Source organism: Butyrivibrio sp. NC2002 (assembly GCF_000702265.1).
Lineage (GTDB): Bacteria > Bacillota > Clostridia > Lachnospirales > Lachnospiraceae > Butyrivibrio.
This window is the reverse complement of sequence record NZ_KL370880.1, coordinates 541,481-563,131: the sequence shown is the minus strand read 5'-3', so window position 1 is coordinate 563,131 and position 21,651 is coordinate 541,481. Positions and strand designations below refer to the sequence as shown.

Below are 21,651 nucleotides of genomic sequence, written 5' to 3'. Positions count from 1 at the left end.
TATCACGTCGTGCATCATATAAGATTCCACTTAACGCCTTCCCTTGTGTCTTTTATTTCAACGCCCTTCTGCATAAGCTCATCTCTTATTGCATCAGCCTTTGCAAAATCCTTGGCTTTCTTTGCTTCTTTTCTTCTCTCGATAGCATCTTCAATGAATGCAAGAAGCTCAGGATCAACTTCAGGGCCGTCAGAAAGAGCAGCGGCATGTCCTGCAAGATCAAGTGAAAGCACCTTATCAAAACTATTTACAAGATATAATTTAGTAGCATCATTTGTATCAGCCTTGAGCGCGTCATAGAGTATAGTTACTGCCATTGATGTATTAAGGTCACCTGAAACAGCTTCAAGAAATCTTTCCTCAAATTCCTTCTTTACAGCCTCATCAACTGGGCCATCTTCTTTAAGCTCTGCCACACGTTTTACGAGTTTATTGTAAGCTGCTGCCACGTTATCCAGTGCATCAAATGAAAATTCAAGAGGCTTTCTGTAATGTGAATTCAGGCAGAACAATCTGTAAACAAGCGGATCATAACCTTTTTCCTTCAAAACAGAAACAGTAAGCACAGCCCCCTTTGATTTGGACATCTTGCCTGACTTGTCATTTAAGTGATTGCTGTGGAACCAGTAATTGCACCACTTATGTCCAAGGAAGCTCTCAGACTGCGCTATCTCATTAGTGTGGTGAGGGAAAATATTATCAACTCCGCCGCAGTGTATATCGATATATTCACCAAGATGCTTCATTGATATGCATGAGCACTCGATGTGCCAACCGGGATATCCTACTCCCCAAGGACTATCCCATTTAAGCGCCTGATCTTCAAATTTTGATTTGGTAAACCAAAGAACGAAATCAGTCTTGTTCTTCTTATTTGTATCTTCCTCAACATCATCTCTTACGCCAACTGCAAGCTGCTCTTTTTCAACCGCAGAAGAGAAAACATAGTAATCATCAAGCTTGCTTGTGTCAAAATACACATTTCCTCCTGCAACATAGGCAAATCCTTTTTCCAGAAGAACCTCTATCATGTGTATAAACTCAGGAATGCAGTTTGTTGCAGGTTCAACAACGTCAGGGCGTTTATTTCCAACTGCATCAAAATCCTTGAAGAACGCATCTGTATAGAACTTGGCAACCTCCATAACAGTCTTGTGCTCTCTCTTTGCTCCTGCAAGCACCTTATCTTCACCTGTGTCAGCATCAGATGAAAGATGACCGACATCAGTGATATTCATAACGCGCTTTACATCATATCCTGCATACATAAGTGATTTGATAAGTACATCCTGCATTATGTAAGTACGGATATTTCCTATGTGTGCATAGTGGTAAACTGTAGGTCCGCAGGTATACATCGATACCTTGTTACCTTCCCTTGGAACAAACTCCTCAACTTTTCTTGATAACGTATTGTAAAATTCAAACTTCGCTGCCATTTTATCTCCTCTTAAAAGGTCCATGCCTTATTATTTCTCTTTTATTACGCTTTTTTATTGCATCCTGCGCATCCTTCACAGGATAAGCCGCTGTCATATACTGTCCTGCTTGCATCATACATATCATAAAGCAGACAGACCGCCTGAGAAGATATGCCTTCTTCTCTTCCTGTAAATCCAAGATGTTCCTCTGTAGTTGCTTTGATGTTAACCTGAGAAACATCTATGCCAAGACATTTTGCAACATTTTCTTCCATCTGTTCTATGTAGGGTCTAAGCTTTGGCGCCTGCGCAATTACAGTGGCATCAACATTGCCTACGATAAATCCCTTATCTTCTATAAGCTCTCTTACATGCTCAAGTAAAAGCATTGAAGATATTCCCTTATATTTGGGATCCGTATCGGGAAAATGTGCCCCGATATCCTTAAGTCCTGCAGCTCCAAGTACCGCATCAGCTATTGCATGAAGAAGAACATCTGCATCCGAATGTCCAAGAAGCCCCAGAGTATGTTCTATTTTTACACCGCCTATGATAAGGTCCCGACCACTCACAAGCTTGTGTACATCATAACCTGTACCTATTCTCATATTATTCCTTTCAAAATAAGTTACAATCGTCTTTTATATTGACCATAATCCTGATCAACATCCAAACAATATACTACACCAAAAACAGTTCTGCTACAAAAACAACTATACAGGCACAAGCTGCAACTGTAAGCAGGCTTTTTTTCCTGTATGAGAGGATAAGAGCAACCAAAAAGCCCATAGCCGATGCCCTTACATCATCCGAAGCATGAAGTATTGCCGGAAAAGTCATTGCTGCAAGTGTTGCATACGGCACATAGTATAAGAAAGATTTTATGTATTTGCTCTTTATCTCATTTCTGATAAGTGTAAGTGGCAGCATCCTGATAAGGTATGTAACAAGCGCCATTACCAGAATATACAGATATATGTTATGCATCCTCGGCTACCTCCTCACTCCTGGGGGCAAAGTATGCTGCAGTAAGCGCAACAACTACAGTCACTATAATAATCCTGAATCCTGAGGAAATATCTTTTAATACAGGTGCATAGGTAAAGATCGTGCTCAAAACCATCGCACTTATCACAACTGCCAATATAACTTTGTTTTCTTTGGAATCCGGAATAATGATTGCAAGAAACATTCCGTAAATAGCCATACCAAGTGCGCTTATAAGTCTGTGTGGCATAAGCTGACCTGCACAGGCTCCAAGAAAAGTGCCTAGAATCCACCCAAATACTGAACAGACTATAAGTCCGTATGAATATTCGGGATAAAGCCTTCCTTTTGTAGTAACACTGAGTCCAAAAATCTCATCGGTAACGCCATACGCAACAAGGCATCTTCTGAGTGTGCTTTCTTTATGTGAGAGTTTTTGCGACAAAGCCGTACTCATAAGCATATATCTTAAATTCACGACAAACTGTAAAAGCGCCATCTCCGCGTATGCAGCATTATTTTTTATAAGATCAAGCGATGAAAACTGTCCTGCACTCGTAACATTTGCAAGCGACATAAAAGATGCCTGAAAAACAGACAATCCCGCTTCCGATGCCTGTATTCCAAAAGCAAAGGACACCGCAAGATATCCAAGGCAGATGGGAATGGCATCCCTAAGCCCCCTCTTAAACTCGTTATTGGTATTACTCAACTCATCCTCCCGTATTTAAATACAAGCAAAAACTTTTTCAATATCACTGCCTGCGCAGCTTACACTCCCCTGAACCATGGCAGGAGCACCACCGCCCCTTACCTGGATTGTTTTTCTCATTTCCTGAAGCAAGTCATTGCAATTACAATTTTTGCTTCCGATTATAAATCGATATCCCTCTGCATCATTTCCTATAAAAATACCGCAGTATCCGCTTTTTTTCTCCATAAGATCATTGACTATCCTTCTGGCAACATTGGGATCTGTCCCGGACTGGGCAAACATACACACATTTTCGCCATCCGGCAGATTCTCTGCTTCTTTAAGAAGGACCTTTTCTGCCATATCTGACAACCTCTTCTTTAAATCCGCAATTTCTTCCTGCTGCTTTGAAAATACATCCGGAATATTTTCCCATGATGTAGACAGAGAAAGCGCAAGTCTGCCGATCATGTCATGTTCTTTTTTCAAATACAGATATGCTCTGTTTCCGCACAGGATGCTGACCCTTGTTCCGCCCTTATAATTCTGAAATGATATGACCTTCAATATGCCGATCTCACCGGTTCTTCTGACATGAGGCGCACAGCAGGCACAGATATCATATCCGGGAATCTCCACGATCCTGACATCACCTGATAATTCCTTTTTACTTCGATAGTCTATCTTATCCAGCTCTTCCTTTGAAGGATACCAGGCTTTTACACAAACATCCTTAAAAATAGCTTCATTAACAAGCCCTTCAACCTTTGCTATGTCATCTTCATCAAGTTTTCCGCTGTAATCCATAGTGACGATATTGTCGCTTAGGTGGAATCCGACATTGTCATAGCCATAAATACTGTGAACTATCCCGGAAAAGATGTGCTCTCCCGTATGCTGCTGCATATTGGAAAATCTGTGTTCAAAATCAATTATGCCGCAAAGGGTTATTCCCTCCGGAATTTTTCTGCTGACAGTGTGGTAAATGATATCATCTTTTATTTGAACATCAATAACCTCTACTTCTTCCTCTCCGTCTGCTTTGAGAACTCCTTTATCCGGAGTCTGACCGCCCTCCTCAGGGAAAAACAGCGTTTTGTCCAGAGTCACTTCATAGGCTCCGTCTTTTTTTGCTGAAGGAGTACATGAAATTACTGCTGCTTCAAATTCAGTTTCATAAGGTTGTTCATCATATAATTTAATAGTTTTCATACTCATAATTTCCAATTATACAGAGACTGCTAAGTGGGTGCAAGGATTTAGCCGGCAAAATCCTTTTAAATACATTTATTTACCATTTATAAAATTTTGATAACTTTTCTATTTTTCTGCGTTAAAGCGAAATAATTAATATATAATTTAAGTATAGGATTTTCTTTATATAGGTTTCTTTTTTTTTACAAGGGGGCATATCATGGAAAAAAAGGCAAAAAACGGAAAACTTATTCAAAAGCTCATCTTTATCGCAATAGGAGCAATTGTAGGTATATCTGTTTTACTGACAATAATAAGTGCAGTAGAAATCAATAGCACCTACGATACCATGATAGAAGAAGAATTAAAAATAGGTGCAGAGCACCTGCAAAGTGAAATGAACTCCGTCTGGGACGGTGATTGGTCCTATGATGGAACCAACCTTTTTAAAGGTGAACAGAATGTAATGACAGAATACGAAGATCTGATGGACACTCTTCATTCCAAGACAGGTATTGAATATTCTCTGTTTTACATGGATAAGCGCGTAATTACTACGCTTTATGATAGTAATGGCACTACTAAACTTGTAGATTACACATTAAATGCAACCGCAAAAGCCAATGCTCTCGATAAGAAAGCAGAGTTTTATGCTCCAAAGTCATCTGTTGCAGGAGCTACAGATGTATACTATGCATACTATGCGCCTATGCTTAACTCTGATGGCTCCGTGGCAGGTCTTGTATTTGCAGGAAGAGCTGTTCATGATGTTGAAGCACGAATAAGAAGTATCATTTTAAGAATGGTAATCATTGCTGTCATCCTTGTAGCCATTTTATCTGCAGTAGGCATTATCGTAACAAACAAAGTATCTGTTAAGATGAAAGCCATCGCTGATGAGCTCGGTCATCTTTCTCTTGGAGAACTAAAGCTTAATATCGACGAATCATCCATACAGAGAAATGATGAAATCGGTCTGTTGGCGGAAGGTGCTCAAACCCTTTCAAACAAGCTTGGCGAAGTAATCCGCACGACAATCAACATGTCCAATGAATTGAAGCAATCAGGTGCTTCTCTAAGTGATTCCGCAAATCAGGCTTCAGATGCCTCCAATCAGGTCAGCGAAGCGGTTGACGAGATTTCAAAGGGCGCTGTTTCTCAGGCAGAGAGCGTAGAAACGGCCGCAGGTAATACTCAGGAGATAGGCAATAATATTGATGTTGTAACTGAAAATGTAAATCAACTGCAATCCTATTCAAAAGAAATGAAGGATTCCTGCCTGGCTGCTATGGATGCCCTCAATAAGCTAATTGCCCAAAGCAAAGAGGTACAGGAATCTGTTAAAGAAATCGGACAGACCATTGAATCCACCAATGAATCAGCTAAAGAGATTTCCAAGTTCTCAGAAGCCATCACATCAATTGCATCACAGACTAACCTTTTGTCCCTGAATGCTTCAATTGAAGCTGCAAGAGCAGGTGATGCCGGAAAAGGCTTCGCAGTTGTTGCTACGGAAATCGGTCAGCTTGCAGTACAGAGTAGTGAAAGCGCTGATGAAATCAAGAAAATCGTTTCAACACTTGTTGCTGATTCGGAAGCTTCCGTCGAAGTCATGCAGAAGCTGAACGCAAACTTCGAACAGCAGGAATCTCAGCTTGACGATACAAGAACAAACATGCAGAACATGGAAGTAAATGTGGATAATGTATCTGAAAGCACCAATAATATATCCGGAAGAATCGAAGAACTGAATGCCGCAAAAGAACAGCTTGTTGAAATAATCTCCGACCTGTCGGCAGTATCAGAAGAAAATGCCGCATCAACGGAAGAAACCAACGCATCCATGCAGGAACTCAACGCAACGTTCTCAATCATCACTCAGGCTGCGAACGATCTTCAGAATCTGGCAGAACAGATGACAGATGCAATTGGATATTTCAAACCTTGATGTTGGGATTTAAATTCATATAAGCAAAAAGTGCAACGCATTTGAGCAATTCAATGTGTTGCACTTTTCTTTAGCAAATTACTTTTCTTAAAATAGTCAATCTCACATAGAAAAGGGCCACTGCAATGAGTTAAATCCAAAGCAGCAGCCCTTATTAAAAAGCATAAAAATTAAACTAGTGAAAGCTGAGAGAGTTCAGAACACACTCTTTCCTTTACAGCATCCAGTTTCTCTTCCATAGAGTAGGCCATCTCTGAATATAAAAGCTTCTCGGCAATTCCAAGATACTTCTCATCCATAGAAGCAAATTTCTTACCTTCAGCGGCACGAACAGCCTTGATCTTACGAAGCGACTTAACAAGGCACATCATCTCGGGCGCATTGTTTCTCTTGATAACATCAACAATAACAGCCTCTGCCTTCTTACCCTGAGGAATGTCATATTCCTCAAGCTCATCTATCTCGTCGATAAGCTCTTCTGCCTCGTCAGCATCGATGGCATCTCGCATTTTGTCCTCAGCACCTTCAACTGGAACATAAAGCACCCCTTTGCTGTCGATGCTGGAAACCATACTGTAATACAGTGTCTTATTGCCTCTCTCTAAAAAGGACGGAACAAGAATATCCTTTACCTCGCACAGACCATGGTTACCATAAACTACGCAATCTCCTTTGTTTAACATATTTTGTTCCTCCATCTAAATAAAACAAACCAAACGGCGACACTAAAATAATTTTATCAAAATCTTACAAAAAATGTAATATATTCAGAGTCCGTTTTAACAATCTTAAGAAATACTTAAGATTTATAAAGTCTATTTTTAATCGTTTTATCGCAAAATAAAAAAGCATGTTGCTCGCAACATGCTCGCGCCGAGCGCGGTTGCATTTATGCAACATATACCTTACGCGCGAGTGCGCATCCATAGCGGAGCGTTTTCTTGTTTAATAGGAAATTCGGAGGAATTTCCTATTAAACAAGAAGACCGAGCGGAGATATACTCGCGCCCGGCCGTCTTTATAACGTAAAACTCAAAAAGGAAAGGAGGATTGATAGTCCTTTATAACGATTCACCCAGCTTTGTATAGATAAAACCTGTTTCCTGACAAAACAGCTGGAGTGCATCACCAAAGAGTTTCATATATGCATCTTCTTTATATTGAGCCTCGTGTGACAGGAATAAAATAACCTGTCCGCTTTTAAGATCCCACTCGATGTCCTTAGTAGGTTCAAGTGCATCAATGTCTTTAAAAGAGATGCCGTATTTATTTCTGCAGAACTCATCCTTATTCTCGTTCCCAATAGCAGCTTCCATGATATTGTTCTTATACTTTCTCATATCATCAAGCTGATGCAGGATAATAAACTCCGCAACCGTAAGAGACGATATTTCGTAACCGCCAAGCTTCATGTCGCCGATTACTTTGTTAAAATCAATATTTGCAGCTCCAAACGGATCTATAACCTGCCCACCGACTTCCACGCCAAATACAGCATTATAAAGACTTTGATTCATCCGAAACCTCCTGTAAAAGCACTGAAAGATTATTTCAAAACATCGAAAATCTGAAATTTTGCTATCGGTAATACAATAATAATTATAGCACAATAATCATCGCCAAATATTATAACTTTATTAAATCATTATTACCTAAATGTTTTTTCGTTAACCGTGATATAGCTTTTTAGTCTGATATTTTGCCTCACAGGTAAGGTTAACTCCAAGCTTTTGGAAGGTGTTTTCATCAACAGGTGAAAGGATAACAGTTGAATGAACTTCCAGTCCTCTGAGTTTACCAAGCTGCTCTACAGCTGCCTTGGCCTTGGGGTCTGTAGCAGCGCAGATAGTAAGAGCAATAAGTATCTCGCCAACATGAAGGTGCGGATTATGTCCACCTAAATGATTGACTTTAAGACTCTGTATAGGCTCTATGATAGAAGGAGAAATAAGCTGAGCCTCATCTTCTACTCCCGCCATAACCTTGAGAGCGTTTAGTACCATGGCACTTGTTGCACCCATAAGTGCACTGGTTTTTCCTGTAATAACCTGTCCATCCGGAAGTTCTATAGCAGCTGCGGGAGCTCCTGTAAGCTCTGCCTTAAGGTTAGCAGCAGCAACTACGGGTCTGTCCTGTATGCTGCATCCTGCTTTCTGCATTATAAGTTCAAGGTTGTCTATTCTCTCAGCTGAGCTTTCGCCCTTTCTCTTTTCGCATAATTCCTTGTAATATCTGCGGATAATTTCCTGTTTTCCTGCTGCCTTGGCGGCTTCGTCATCTATAATGCAGTTTCCTGCCATATTCACGCCCATATCGGTTGGTGACTTGTACGGAGAGTCGCCGTATATCTGCTTAAACATTGTGTTAAGTACAGGGAACACCGCAACGTCTCTGTTGTAGTTAACAGTAGTTTCTCCGTATGCTTCAAGATGATAAGGATCTATCATATTCATATCGGCAAGGTCAACCGTTGCTGCTTCATAGGCAAGATTAACGGGATGCTGAAGGGGAATATTCCAAATAGGGAATGTCTCAAACTTAGCATATCCGGCTTTAACACCATGTCTGTTTTCATGGTAAAGCTGTGAAAGACATACTGCCATTTTTCCGCTTCCGGGACCGGGAGCTGTCACAACAACAAGCTTATGCTTGGTCTCGATATATTCATTTTTTCCATATCCTTCTTCACTTATAATAAGCGGAATATTTGAAGGATAACCGGGTATTGTATAATGTCTGTAAACTTTGATTCCGAGAGCTTCAAGCTTCTTCTGATAAGCTATAACCTGATCATTTCCGTCATATCTTGTCAGAACCACAGACCCTACATATAATCCGTAGTCATGAAAGGCATCAATAAGTCTGAGCACATCCATATCATAAGTAATGCCGAGATCACCTCTTACTTTGTTTTTCTCAATGTCATTTGAATTGATGACTATGACTATCTCAGCATCTTCCTTTAACTGAGTAAGCATACGAATCTTTGAGTCCGGCTGAAATCCCGGAAGAACTCTTGATGCATGATAATCATCAAACAGTTTTCCTCCAAACTCCATATAAAGTTTCCCGCCAAATTTTTCGATTCTTTCCTTGATCTTCTCAGATTGCATGGAAATGTACTTATCATTATCAAATGCCTGTTTCACTGTTTTCTCTCCTTCTATATAATGAATTAACTACTCTCACTACAAATTTACAACAAGAAGATATTGTACCACATATTTTTTATTTTAGTCATATATTACTCAAAAACAAATGAATGTTTATAATGTAGTACTGGTGTAATCAGAAGTTTTTTGGCTGCTACTACTACCTAAGCAAGAAGGGAAGGATGAGGTCAGTGGAGTAACATTATTGCTATAGTTTTAATTCTCCACTTAAATGTCTGCGCCTTAGTTGGCCGCAGGCACCGTCAATGTCGCGTCCCATCTCTCGCCTGATCGTTGCATTTATGTTTCTCTTTTCGAGGCGCTTCTGAAAATCTCTGACTCTCTCCTTTGTGCTTTCAACAAAGTCCCTCTCCTTTATCGGATTTACGGGGATCAGATTCACAACACAGTTAAGACCTGATAAAAGCTGAGATAATTCATCTGCGTCTTCATCAAAATCATTTACTCCGCCAACCAGCGAATATTCAAAAGTAAGCTGTCTGCCTGTCCTGTCAAAGTACCTCTTACAGGCTTCAATAAGTTCATCAATCGAGTACTTATTTGCTATAGGCATAAGCTGCTGCCTCTTCTCCTGATTTGATGCATGCAGCGAAATAGCCAGATTGATCTGAAGCTTTTCATCTGAAAGTCTGTCAATATTGGGAACAATTCCGCAGGTAGAAACTGTTATATTTCTCTGCCCGATATTCAATCCATTTTTATCAGAAAGAAGCTTTACAAATTTTAGTACGTTATCATAATTATCAAGCGGTTCTCCACTTCCCATAACCACGATTCTCGATATCTTCTCTCCGGTGTCCCTTGAAATCGCATATATCTGATCAAGTATTTCTGACGGCTCAAGGTTTCTCTCAACACCGTCTATTGTTGATGCGCAAAACCTGCAGCCCATTCTGCATCCTACCTGAGATGATACGCATACACTGTTTCCAAATTTGTATTTCATGAAAACACTCTCTATAAGATTGCCGTCTGCAAGAGAAAACAAATATTTTCTTGTGCCATCAATTTTAGATTCCTGCATTCTCTCAATCCCAAGAGATACGAAGGAACACTCATTTTTGAGCTTTTCTCTGAGGTTCTTGGAGAGGTTTGTCATCTCGTCAAAAGACCTTGCCATCTTCACATGCATCCAGTCATATAACTGACCTGCCCTGAATGGAGCCTCACCAATACCTTTCATATATTCTTTTAATTCATTTAGATCCAATGATTTAATATCTGTCATACTTATTTCTTACTTTTAACTTATTCTCCTGAACTTGGCTATAAAGAATCCATCTGTGCCATACTCACCCGGAGCAAGCTGAATATATCCGTTCTTTACCGTTTCCTTTTCTCTCATCATCTCAGGAAGCCTGTCTGTAATATCAACTGCTTCAAAGGGATAGTTTTCAAGAAACCATGCTACATTGTCGTCATTTTCTTCTTTTGTCATCGTGCAGGTACTGTAAACAAGCGTGCCACCCACTTTGACATAGTCCCACACGCAGGAAAGGATTTCTCTCTGCTTTTCCTGAAGAGCACGTATAGCCGCTGGCTCTGTATTCATCTTGATATCGGGTTTTCTTCCGATAACACCAAGTCCCGTGCAAGGAAGATCGCAAAGAAGCACATCAGCTGCATTTTCAAATTCTTCTCTATGCTTTGATGCGTCATTCTGACGTACCTCTACATTATCAAGCTGCATTCTTCGCACGTTCTCCTGGATGAGCATGCATTTGTTCTCAGATATATCGCAGGCTATTACTTTTCCTGTTCCATTCATATTATCTGCTGCGTGAAGGCTCTTACCTCCTGGAGCTGCGCAGACATCGATCACGGTATTTCCAGGCTTTACATTTGCAACTTCACCAACAAGCATTGAGCTTACGTCCTGAACAATCCACGCACCTTCCGAAAAACCGGGAATGTACATGATATTATCAGTATGGTACATATTAAGCGCATACGGAAGAACAGGGCTTGCTTTAAGAACTATTCTGCCATCATTAGCCGTCTTCATTTTGGCTACAAGGCTCTTAATATCCTCTGCTTTATATCTTTTGCTGAATCTTATCGTGACGGGTCTTGGCTCAAGGAAAAACTTAAATGCCGTAAGTGTCTTATCAAGACCATAGTCACTGCTCCATTTATCCGCAAGCCACTGCGGCTGAGAATATCTTATGGCCAAATATGCACTTTTTGTGCTTCTGGTAACTCCGGGATCCGGCCAATCTATATTGTCCTTATTTCTTGCAATGTTTCTCAGGACTCCGTTTACAAAGCCTTTCAGATTCTTAAGTCCGTGGTTTATTACAAGCTTTACAGACTCATTAACTGCTGCCGAATCAGGAACGGAGTCCATATACATGATCTGGAAGGTTCCCATTCTTATTATGCAGCGAATATTTGGATTCATCTTAGCAGTGCCGGTTTTGGCATACAGATTGATTATATAATCCAAAGTTATGGTTCTTTCGATCGTGCCCTCTGCAAGATATTTGATGAATGCCTTGCTTTTGGTATCAAGATAGTCCATTCTGTCGAGGGCATGCTTCACCCCTGCAAACTCTCTGACACCTTTTTTCTCCATATCCATCAATATGCCAAAAGCTATATCTCTTTCATTTATCTGCATTGCCATATTAGTCCCGCCTTCTGTTTCCGCCACCTACAATAAGAACAAGTCTAAGCAGCTGCAATATCGATGATGCAGCTGCAGCAACATATGTAAGTGCAGCTGCAGAAAGAACCTTTCTTGACTTACTAAGTTCATCCTCAGCAAGTATTCCATAATCTCCAAGCATTACCAGTGCTCTGCTAGATGCATTAAACTCAACGGGTAGTGTTACAAGCTGAAAAGCAACAGCAAGTGAAAATACTACGATGCCCAGCTTTGCAAGCGGTGTCATACCAATAATAATTCCAAGAATGATTATCGGCAGTCCCAGCTTTGAACCGATATTTGCAGCAGGTACAAGAGCTGCCCTGATGCTAAGCGGAACATATCCTGTGTGATGCTGAAGTACATGTCCGCATTCATGTGCAGCAACGCCTATAGCTGCAACGCTGTTTGAATCATAAGTAGCATCAGACAAATTAACTGTTTTGGTTCTGGGATCATAATGGTCCGTAAGATTGCCTGAAACATGTGCCACTCTTACATCTGTTATTCCATTTCTCATAAGAAGCTCCTGTGCAACCTGAGCTCCTGTTTTACCGGTCATGCTTCTTACTCTTGCATATTTGCTATAGGTTGCATTAACCAACCCGCTGGCAGCCATACACAAAACGGCTCCGATCAAAACAAGAATATATGTGGGATCATAAAACATGCTGTAATATCCGTAATGATACATAATTACCTCCTAAGGCCTGCTGCCTCTATTATTTTTATTTTTCAGTAATTCAGCCAAGTGTCATACCTTTTTCAATATCATATCCGAGAAGGAAGCTCTTAACATCCATTCTCTTTTTACCTTCAAGCTGTACCTCAGAAATTTCAAGTATTCCGTCACCTGTATTTACGCAAAACGAATCTTTATCAACACTGTAAACCGTACCCGGAACATTGTTTGCTCTCTCGGGAATTGCCTTTACTGTCCATATCTTGAGCATCTTGCCATTTATTCTTGTAAATGAACTTGGCCAGGGATTCATTGCTCTTACCAGATTGGAAATAGAGGATGCTGAAGCATTCCAGTTTATATGGCCCATTTCCTTATGGATCTTGCCGCATTTTGTTGCCTTAGACTCATCCTGGGGAACAGGTGTGATCTCACCCTTTTCGATTTTTGGCAAAGTCTCTGTAACAAGCTCAGCACCAAGCATCATGAGTTTATCAAACATGCTGCCTGCAGTATCGGTTTCCGTTATTGGAATTGTTTTTATCGCAATGATATCGCCGGTATCCATTCCTGCATTCATCTGCTGGATAGTAACACCCGTCTCTGCATCTCCCTCCAGGATTGCAAACTGTATCGGCGCAGCACCTCTGTATTTGGGAAGAATAGATGCATGTATATTGATGCATCCAAATCTGGGTATATCAAGTATTTCCTGAGACAAAATCTGTCCAAATGCTGCAACTACATAGATATCTGCTTCAAAAGACTTAAGTGTATTTACCGCATTCTCCTCTTTTATCTTTTCAGGCTGAAAAATCTGAAGACCATGCTTAAGAGCACATTCCTTTACAGGCGAAAATGCCATTTCCTTTCCCCTGCCCTTTGGTCTGTCTGGCTGCGTAACAACTGCAGTTATCTCATGACCTGCTTCTATCAGCGCTTCAAGAGCCGGAACAGCAAAATCCGGTGTCCCCATATATACTATTTTCATTTATTTTGTATCTCCTTATTAATTAAAAGAAGCCCTATTTCGGCAATATCAGTTTACCATTTAAGGGCTCTTTTGTACATTTACTCGGCTTCCTGCGAAAGCTCCTCGTTATCTACAAGATCTCCTTCAACCTTCTCGACATACATATGACCGTCAAGATGATCAAGCTCATGACAGATAGCTCTTGCAAGAAGTTCTGTTCCTTCAAGCTCAAAAGGCTTCATATCAAGGTCATACGCTCTTACCTTTGCGTAGTTGGGTCTTGTTACAATTCCTGACTTTCCGGGAAGTGAAAGACATCCTTCATATCCTGTCTGCTCTCCGCTTGTCTCTAGGATCACAGGATTTATTAAAATATGAGGATCATCTCCGGTACAATCAATCACCACGATCCTCTTAAGAACTCCCACCTGTGGAGCAGCAAGTCCAACACCATTTGCCTCGTACATAGTTTCAAGCATATCATCAACAAGTTCTCTTATTCTGGGAGTAACTTCTTTAACCTCTTTGCAGGGACGTGCAAGAACGTCATCGCCATATTCTCTGATTTCTCTAAGCGCCATCTCTATTCCTTCTTTCTATAAATATACAAATGTTCTATAACACTATACCACAAATCTCAAATTTAAAAAGTATTCTGTTTCATCAATTAGAAAACCAATATTTTTTGAAAATTGTTGCTTTTTTCATTATTGTGTGTTAAATTGTCGCAGGGGGAATAAATCATAAAGGGGAAAATCATGAAAAAAGTACAACGTTTTTTAGTTTCTATGGTCTTGGTCTGCTCATTGGCATTCACGTCAGGATGTGGACCTGTAGGTTTCTATGTCAGACTTGGAAGTTCTCTTTTGAGCAGATTTACAAGTTCTTCGACACCTATTCACAATTACGAATTTAGCGAAGCATTTATCTGTTCCAATGGCACAGACGGCAATGACCTTTTGTTTGTCAATTATATGGGCACAAATAATGCAGATGAAAACGAAACACAGATTTCATTCAGTCTTGACATGAGTGCAACTCTTAACGGAACTCCTCTTGAAAGTGGATATCCTATGTACAGCAATCCGTATGTTATTTCTGATGACACTACTGTTGCTCCGGATGAACAAAAGCTCCTTCAGGCTGTTTTTGAGCTTCCTAGCGAATACAGCACCGGTGACCTTCATCTTACCTGCTCATCTTACACCGAAGATTACAAGAAAAAGCTCGATGTAATGGATGAGACGATCAAGATTGAAGAGCTTGAGAGAAAAGGCTCTGTTTCACAGTACAGCGCAGCTATTGAAGGTGCAGTACTCACTGATGACGGCGAAGGAAACAATCTTCTTATAGTAGACTATATCTTTACAAATAACAGTCAAGAAGCTGCAAGCTTCCTTGGTTCCTTAGACGCAAAGGCTTTCCAGAATGGTGTAGAACTCTCATCTGCATATCTTCCTTACAATCATCCCTTATCAGATGATGAAAAAGAAGGAAACGGATATAAAGATATTCAGCCCGGTGTTTCCATCGAATTCAGACAGATCTATCAGCTTAGCGACAATGTAAGCAATGTTGATGTAAAAATCGTTGATTCCTACAGCTTTGACAGCGCATCAGTCCTTGAAAAGAGCATCGCTCTCACAGATGCCTCCGCAACAGCTGATACAATAAAGGCCGGCAGCGCAGATACTTCAAGTAAATTCTCATTCAGAGTAGATGCTGCCGTTATCGGTATCAACGAAAACTATACTGCTCCTGCAGTATTCCTTGTAGGCGAATTCACCAACAACTCAGATGAATCAATGTCCTTCTCTTCAGTTGTTGATGCCAAAGCACAGCAGGGTGGCTACTCTCTTTCATCAAGCTATATAACCGGAGCAAGCACCTTCAACTACAATGACATCGAACCCGGCACAACAATCCCTGTTATCATCGGATACGAACTGTTTGACCTTGATACAGATGTTACTATCACTGCAACCGACAGCACACACTATGCTAACGAAGTTCTCTTCACACAGACTTATACAATCAACGAACTGATCAATAATACTCGCTACTTCGCAGATCAGTACGGCATCATCGACGAAGAACTTGGCGAAGATTTCTAAGTAGTTTTAACAAAAATATCCCTCAAAGAACAAACGTCGCTTGAAATCCAAGCGACGTTTTTCATATCAAAATCCCTGTACAGGATCAAAATCAAATTGTACCTGAAGTCTGCTAAGCTCTCCTTTTTTCTCAAAATCGTCAAGTTCAAATGCAATAGCATCCTTCATTTCTATGAGGCAATCTATGTTCTCATGTTTTACATATATTACCATTCTGTATATATCGTTTATTTTACTTATGGCTGCGGAGGCAGGTCCTATTATTATTGCTCCTTCAATTCTCATTCTTTCGATGACAGCCCTTAAGTAATTTGCCTTTTCTTTTCCGAAATCTTCATCCATAGCCCATATCTGAATTGCCAGCATATGTGCGGTCGGAGGATATTTAAGAAGTGACCTGTAGGATATTTCCTCTTCGTAAAAAGCTTTATAGTCCTGATTCTTTGAACATACGATGCTGTAGTTATCAGGCTGATAGGACTGTATGACAACATGCCCCGGGTATTTTCCTCTTCCTGCTCTTCCTGCAGCCTGAGTAAGTAGCTGGAATGTTCTCTCGCCCGCTCTGTAATCCGCGGCATTCAAGGACATATCAGCAGCCAACACTCCGACCAAAGTAACATTTGGGAAATCATGTCCCTTTACTATCATCTGTGTTCCCACCAGAATGTCAGCTTCCTCTGAAGCAAAAGAGGACAATATCTTTTCATAGCTTCCCTTGGTTCTGGTCGTATCGGCATCCATCCTTAAAACGCGCGCCTTGGGGAAAAATTTGTATACTTCTTTTTCTATCTGCTGGGTTCCCGCTCTGAAAGCAGAAACATATTTAGATCCGCACTCCGGACAGATCCTGCTGACAGGCTGGGTATGACCGCAGTAGTGGCATACCAGCATGCCTCCTCTGTGCTCCGACATGGACACGTCACAATGAGGACATTTAAAAACATAACCACAGGCTCTGCATGAAACAAATCCAGCAAGTCCTCTCCTATTGATAAATAACATAGCCTGATGCCCGCTACTTAATGTTTCCTCCAGCCTCTCCTGCAGTGCTCTGCTAAAGATTGATCTGTTGCCGCTTCTTAGTTCATCTCTAAGGTCTGCAACCTCTACTTCAGGAAGAGTTCCTCCCGTTAGTCTCTCATTAAGTTCAAAGAGCTTATATTCGCCGTTTTGAGCCCTGTAATAAGATTCAAGTGAAGGAGTTGCTGAGCCAAGAACAACACTCGCCCCGCCGGGAACAAGCTTTGAAAGCTCTATAGCCACATCCCTTGCATGATATTTGGGCATAGTTTCACTCTTATAGGAAGTCTCATGTTCCTCGTCGATGATGATAAGACCCACATTGGGAAACGGAGTAAACAGCGCCGATCTTGGGCCAATAATAATATCTATATCTCCCTCTTTTGCACGTTTTGCCTGATCATATTTTTCTCCGGCAGATAATGAACTGTTCATAACAGACACCCTGTCTCCAAAATGCCTGTAAAAACGCATAAGTGTCTGATAGGTCAGGGCGATTTCAGGAATAAGGACTATGGCCTGCTTCCCGCGCTCAATGATCTTGTCTATCATTTCGATATAAACTTGAGTTTTTCCGCTTCCTGTTATCCCGTGTATGAGATATGTTCCCTTATCTCCACGGTCAAAATCACTTATGACGCTGTCCACAATATTTTGTTGTTCGGCGCTTAAAATAATGTTTTTCTTTTCAGACGATGTGCTGTTTACAGGATTTCTGTAATAGCTTTCCTCTTCAACCTGCACTATTCCCATATCCGAGAGAGCTTTTATCACAGCGCCGGTCACATTAAGCTTCCCTGTTATAAATTCATACGGGATTCTCTCTTTGGGGTCTTCTAATAGTTTTTCAAGAAGTCTTGCCCTTGCAACCTGATGCTTTTTTACACAATTAGCATAAAAATCTCTAGCCTGCCTCTCGTCTGTTTTAAGAAGGACATATTTGTGTTTTAATCCTGCCGTCTTTTTTCGTACCGGAAGGACAGTACGCAGAGCATTTATCATTGTGGATCCGTATCTTCTGTGTATCCATGCAGCAAGTCTGACCATGATCATATCAGAGGACACCTCATCCTCTGACAGATCTGCTATCTCTTTTAGCTTATCGGGTGCATACTGCGGTTTGTCTGTCAGTTCAACAACATATCCTGTCCTTATAGTGTTGCCCTTACCGAAAGGTATTTTTACGCAGCTTCCAACATCAATCCTGCCCTTTAATCTGTCCGGGATCTTATACTGGAAAGGTCTGTCTACCTTTTCATGTGAAATGTCTATTATTAAATTGGCATATGTAAATTCAGTATTATCTGTAAATGTCATGTGCCCTGCTTTTTTCTACTTTTTATTCTGCTTTGATTTCTTCGAGGATCTCTTTGATCAAAACTCTCTCATCCATAGGATATTTTACGCCCTTAATTTCCTGATAATCCTCGTGACCTTTACCTGCAAGAACAATGATGTCGCCATGTTCACCGTGCTCTATAGCATATTTGATAGCTTCCTTTCGGTCTTCTATCATAATATATTCACCGTCTGTCTTCTTCATTCCGGTCTCGATATCTTTCATTATTTCGATAGGATCCTCGAAACGCGGGTTGTCAGAAGTGATGATTGTAAAGTCCGCAATCCTGCCGCTTACCTCACCCATCTCAAATCTTCTGCTCTTTGCTCTGTTTCCGCCGCAGCCAAACAGGCATATAAGTCTAGTCGGATGATAATCTCTAAGTGTGCTAAGAAGGCTCTTAAGCGCCATCGCATTGTGAGCATAGTCGATCATCATGGTAAATTCATCAGATACTTTTACCATCTCAATTCTGCCCTTAACATGAGCTTTCTTAAGTGCATCGGTTATCTGATCGTTTGTGCAGCCGAGGTGCTTTGCCACGTCTATCGCACAGAGTGCATTGTATACACTGAATCTGCCGGGTGTGGGAACCTGCGCATGAAGTGAAATATCACCATCTGTATCAAATAAAACTCCCAGTTCACCGGGCTTATGCATGTATGCGAGGTTGATAGCTCTAAGATCTGCTTCCTCAGAAAAACCATAGGTTGTAAGTTCACAGGTATGACCTTCAAGAACATCCTTCATTCTGGGATCGTCAGCATTAGCTATTCCAAGTTTGCACTGCTTAAATAAGAGTCCCTTACAATGCATATAGTCATCGAAGTCCTTATGCTCATTAGGGCCGATATGATCTGCCTCAATATTTGTAAATATGCCAATGTCATAGATAAAGCCCTGGCTTCTGTGAAGCATGAGTGCCTGAGAAGATACTTCCATAACGACGCTGTCACATCCGGCCTCAACCATTCTGCTCATATATTCCTGAAGTTCATAAGACTCAGGCGTAGTGTTCTCTGAGTGAATGTGCTCATCACCTATGATAACTTCGATCGTACCGATAAGTCCGCATTTATGGCCGGCATTCTCGAGCATATTTCTGATCAGATAAGTAGTTGTTGTTTTACCCTTTGTTCCTGTAATACCGATAGTTTTGAGCTTTTCTGCGGGATGTCCAAACCATGCAGCAGATATAAATGCCATCGCATATCTTGTACTCTCAACTTTTATGATAACTCCCTCGCAGTCAGCGGGAACATCAACTGCTTTTTCTGTAACGATGCAGGCAGCACCCTTTTCAAAAGCTTCGGCTGCTACTGAATGTCCATCAAAGTTAGCGCCTTCTATGCAAATAAAAAGACAGCCGGGCACTATTTTTCTGTTGTCGCGAACTACCGCAGTAATGTCCATTTCTTCAAGATTTGCTGCCTTATCTGTGTTCCCAACAAATGCAGTATAGTCGAGATTCTTAAGAATTTCTTTGATTTTCATGTATATTTTTCCTCCAAATCTTAATTATCTATCGTTTTTCTTAATATTTTAAACATATTCTATTCACATTTATTCTGTAATATTTATATCAAGATAGTTGATTGAAGAAACTATCTCCCCCTCATAAGAAACCGCAGACACACGCTTTTAGCGTGTGTTTTGTGGTTTATGAAGAAATTTTCTTATAATCCAAAAGCATGATCTGAAGATTCTCTTCTCCTCTAAATTCATTTATATCAGTTTTATATGCAACATTAATCATCATTTTATCATGACTCTTTCCATTGTACAGTCTATCTCTCATATCCACTCCAAATGTTTCATCAAGGAAAGAATTAAACTCATTGGTTTTTCCAAATAGGATCATATCGATTACTTCAGAATTGATATCTCTTACTTTATATTTCCCGACATTTTGATTTTTTCCTATTATCTTTCCGGAAATCAGTTCAACATTCCTTGCTACAAATTTAGGCTCCGGATTGTCTATTCCAAAAGGAGCAAGCTTCTCAAATTCTCTGACAAGCGGAATATTAAGATAACCAAGCGGAAGCTCCATATCAAGGCGAAGATCCTCCACAAAGTCTTCCGGTTTTAATGTACTGTTTGCATTAAGGGCATCTCTGAAAGCATCAATATTTTCTTTCTCAAGCGAAAATCCGGCTGCCATCTTATGTCCGCCAAACTTGGTAAGTAAGTCCTTACATTTACTTAGTTCTTCAAACATATGATATTTCTCAATAGATCTTCCTGAGCCTTTTACTCCGCCATTTTCCGCATCTGTAATGATAAAGACAGGTCTTGAAACAGCCTCTCTTACCTTGCCTGCTATGATTCCCGCAAGAGATTCATGAAGATCAGGCAAATATATAACAACAACATCCGGCAGATCGTCCCCGTATTCTTCAAGTTTAGCAAGCGCTTTGCTTGTACCTTCTAATGTCATCTGCTTACGTGAGTCATTTAATTTCTTTAAATCTTCAGCATATTTAGCAGCAACATTGCTGTTACTTTCCATCAAAAGCTCCAGCCCTCTCATGGCAGAATCAAGTCTGCCGCTTGCATTAAGGCATGGTCCAAGTATGAAGCCGTATGAATAGCAGCTTATGTTATATTCATCCAGCTCTGTCGCCCTTATAAGCTGCTTAAGACCTACATTTTCTGTGCCGGGAATGTTTCTCATCGAATCTATGACCATTGTTCTGTTTTCATCAGTAAGGGGCATTACATCACATACTGTTGCCCATCCTGCAAATATCCTAAGATCCTTCATGAATCTTTCAGTAACAGTGATTCCCATTGTTTCTATAAGAAGCCATACAAATTTGTATGCAACTTGTGCTCCGCATATTTCCTTAAAGTTCTCAGGATCATTATCAAATCTTTTAGGATCTACAACTGCATCTGCAGCGGGAAGCACCATCTTTTCGTGGTCATCTTCCTCATATCCGACTTCATGATGATCTGTGACTATCACAGTCATTCCAAGCTCTTTAGCATAGCTTATCTCATTTATTGCGGCAATGCCGTTGTCGCAGGTTATCAGCGTATCGATTCCGTCCTCATGAGCTCTCTCGACAAGTCCCATACTAAGTCCGTATCCATCATTCATTCTGTGAGGAAGCCTTACGTCCACTTTTCCTCCGCAGGCTTCTATTCCCCTTTGAAGAATATATGAAGAGCAAATTCCATCAACGTCATAATCTCCGATTATCCTGATCCTGCTATTGTTTTCAATAGCATTTTGCATTACCAAAACAGCCTTTTCCATATCGGGCAAAAGCTCCGGTCTTGATAGAGAATCAATATCTGCAGTAAGAAAGCTTTTTATCTTCTCCTGCTCATAGACATCCCTATTTCTTAAAATCCTTGCTGTAATGGGAGATATACCGTTCTCTGCAGCTATTTTATTAAAATCAGCACCCTTTCGGGTAATAAACCAATTTGCCATATATTCCTTTC

General features: G+C 40.6%; 18 protein-coding genes. 2 read left to right on the top strand and 16 right to left on the bottom strand.

Going from position 1 to position 21,651, the window contains the following annotated elements; all coding sequences use genetic code 11:
• Positions 1-14 precede the first annotated feature (14 nt).
• From cysS to T543_RS09545, 5 genes are all read right to left on the bottom strand, one after another.
• A complete protein-coding gene (gene cysS / locus T543_RS09565) occupies positions 15-1,439 on the bottom strand; it encodes a cysteine--tRNA ligase (RefSeq protein ID WP_035767830.1) in 1,425 nt (474 codons plus the stop codon).
• 44 nt (positions 1,440-1,483) lie between these two features.
• Positions 1,484-2,029, bottom strand: a complete 546-nt coding sequence (gene ispF / locus T543_RS09560; RefSeq protein ID WP_035767828.1) for a 2-C-methyl-D-erythritol 2,4-cyclodiphosphate synthase — start codon at positions 2,027-2,029, stop codon at positions 1,484-1,486.
• 73 nt (positions 2,030-2,102) lie between these two features.
• Positions 2,103-2,408 (bottom strand): AzlD domain-containing protein, encoded by a 306-nt coding sequence (locus T543_RS09555; RefSeq protein ID WP_035767827.1) that lies wholly within the window; start codon positions 2,406-2,408, stop codon positions 2,103-2,105.
• The gene (locus T543_RS09550) at positions 2,401-3,120 is read right to left on the bottom strand and encodes an AzlC family ABC transporter permease (protein ID WP_035767822.1); all 720 of its coding nucleotides are present in this window, start codon (positions 3,118-3,120) and stop codon (positions 2,401-2,403) included. The genes T543_RS09555 and T543_RS09550 overlap by 8 nt, the downstream gene beginning before the upstream one ends.
• Before the next feature lie 15 nt (positions 3,121-3,135).
• A complete protein-coding gene (locus T543_RS09545; RefSeq protein ID WP_051638670.1) occupies positions 3,136-4,314 on the bottom strand; it encodes an alanyl-tRNA editing protein in 1,179 nt (392 codons plus the stop codon).
• 202 nt (positions 4,315-4,516) lie between these two features.
• Here T543_RS09545 and T543_RS09540 point away from each other — a divergent pair, with 202 nt between their 5' ends.
• Positions 4,517-6,244 (top strand): methyl-accepting chemotaxis protein, encoded by a 1,728-nt coding sequence (locus T543_RS09540; RefSeq protein ID WP_035767820.1) that lies wholly within the window; start codon positions 4,517-4,519, stop codon positions 6,242-6,244.
• Positions 6,245-6,414: 170 nt separating this feature from the next.
• Here the strand turns inward: T543_RS09540 and T543_RS09535 are convergent, their stop codons facing one another.
• The 8 genes from T543_RS09535 to def all read right to left on the bottom strand — a co-directional run bounded on the left by T543_RS09535 (position 6,415) and on the right by def (position 14,300).
• Positions 6,415-6,927 (bottom strand): CarD family transcriptional regulator, encoded by a 513-nt coding sequence (locus T543_RS09535; RefSeq protein WP_035767819.1) that lies wholly within the window; start codon positions 6,925-6,927, stop codon positions 6,415-6,417.
• A 378-nt stretch (positions 6,928-7,305) separates the two neighbouring features.
• The gene (locus T543_RS09530; RefSeq protein WP_035767818.1) at positions 7,306-7,761 is read right to left on the bottom strand and encodes a hypothetical protein; all 456 of its coding nucleotides are present in this window, start codon (positions 7,759-7,761) and stop codon (positions 7,306-7,308) included.
• Positions 7,762-7,911: 150 nt separating this feature from the next.
• Positions 7,912-9,393 (bottom strand): DUF1846 domain-containing protein, encoded by a 1,482-nt coding sequence (locus T543_RS09525; RefSeq protein ID WP_035767817.1) that lies wholly within the window; start codon positions 9,391-9,393, stop codon positions 7,912-7,914.
• A gap of 211 nt (positions 9,394-9,604) precedes the next feature.
• On the bottom strand, positions 9,605-10,645 hold the full coding sequence (rlmN, locus tag T543_RS09520) for a dual-specificity RNA methyltransferase RlmN (protein WP_035767816.1): 1,041 nt from the start codon (positions 10,643-10,645) through the stop codon (positions 9,605-9,607).
• A gap of 15 nt (positions 10,646-10,660) precedes the next feature.
• On the bottom strand, positions 10,661-12,043 hold the full coding sequence (rsmB, locus tag T543_RS09515; protein ID WP_035767815.1) for a 16S rRNA (cytosine(967)-C(5))-methyltransferase RsmB: 1,383 nt from the start codon (positions 12,041-12,043) through the stop codon (positions 10,661-10,663).
• Position 12,044: 1 nt separating this feature from the next.
• Positions 12,045-12,758 carry a zinc metallopeptidase gene (locus T543_RS09510; RefSeq protein ID WP_081830009.1) on the bottom strand — a complete coding sequence of 238 codons (714 nt, stop codon included), beginning with the start codon at positions 12,756-12,758 and terminating at the stop codon, positions 12,045-12,047.
• Positions 12,759-12,807: 49 nt separating this feature from the next.
• Positions 12,808-13,737 carry a methionyl-tRNA formyltransferase gene (fmt, locus tag T543_RS09505; protein ID WP_035767811.1) on the bottom strand — a complete coding sequence of 310 codons (930 nt, stop codon included), beginning with the start codon at positions 13,735-13,737 and terminating at the stop codon, positions 12,808-12,810.
• Positions 13,738-13,817: 80 nt separating this feature from the next.
• Positions 13,818-14,300: a peptide deformylase gene (gene def / locus T543_RS09500; RefSeq protein WP_035767809.1), complete on the bottom strand. Its 483-nt coding sequence runs from the start codon at positions 14,298-14,300 to the stop codon at positions 13,818-13,820.
• A 177-nt stretch (positions 14,301-14,477) separates the two neighbouring features.
• On the opposite strand from def, the gene T543_RS15280 reads away from it, so the two are divergent.
• Positions 14,478-15,833 (top strand): DUF5067 domain-containing protein, encoded by a 1,356-nt coding sequence (locus T543_RS15280; protein ID WP_081830008.1) that lies wholly within the window; start codon positions 14,478-14,480, stop codon positions 15,831-15,833.
• Positions 15,834-15,899: 66 nt separating this feature from the next.
• On the opposite strand, the gene priA is transcribed toward T543_RS15280, so the two are convergent.
• The 3 genes from priA to recJ form a co-directional block, all read right to left on the bottom strand.
• Positions 15,900-18,173, bottom strand: coding sequence for a replication restart helicase PriA (priA, locus tag T543_RS09490; RefSeq protein WP_035767807.1), 2,274 nt, complete (start codon positions 18,171-18,173; stop codon positions 15,900-15,902).
• A gap of 22 nt (positions 18,174-18,195) precedes the next feature.
• Positions 18,196-19,689 carry a UDP-N-acetylmuramoyl-L-alanyl-D-glutamate--2,6-diaminopimelate ligase gene (locus T543_RS09485; RefSeq protein ID WP_035767805.1) on the bottom strand — a complete coding sequence of 498 codons (1,494 nt, stop codon included), beginning with the start codon at positions 19,687-19,689 and terminating at the stop codon, positions 18,196-18,198.
• 166 nt (positions 19,690-19,855) lie between these two features.
• Positions 19,856-21,640 (bottom strand): single-stranded-DNA-specific exonuclease RecJ, encoded by a 1,785-nt coding sequence (gene recJ / locus T543_RS09480; RefSeq protein WP_035767803.1) that lies wholly within the window; start codon positions 21,638-21,640, stop codon positions 19,856-19,858.
• Positions 21,641-21,651 lie beyond the last annotated feature (11 nt).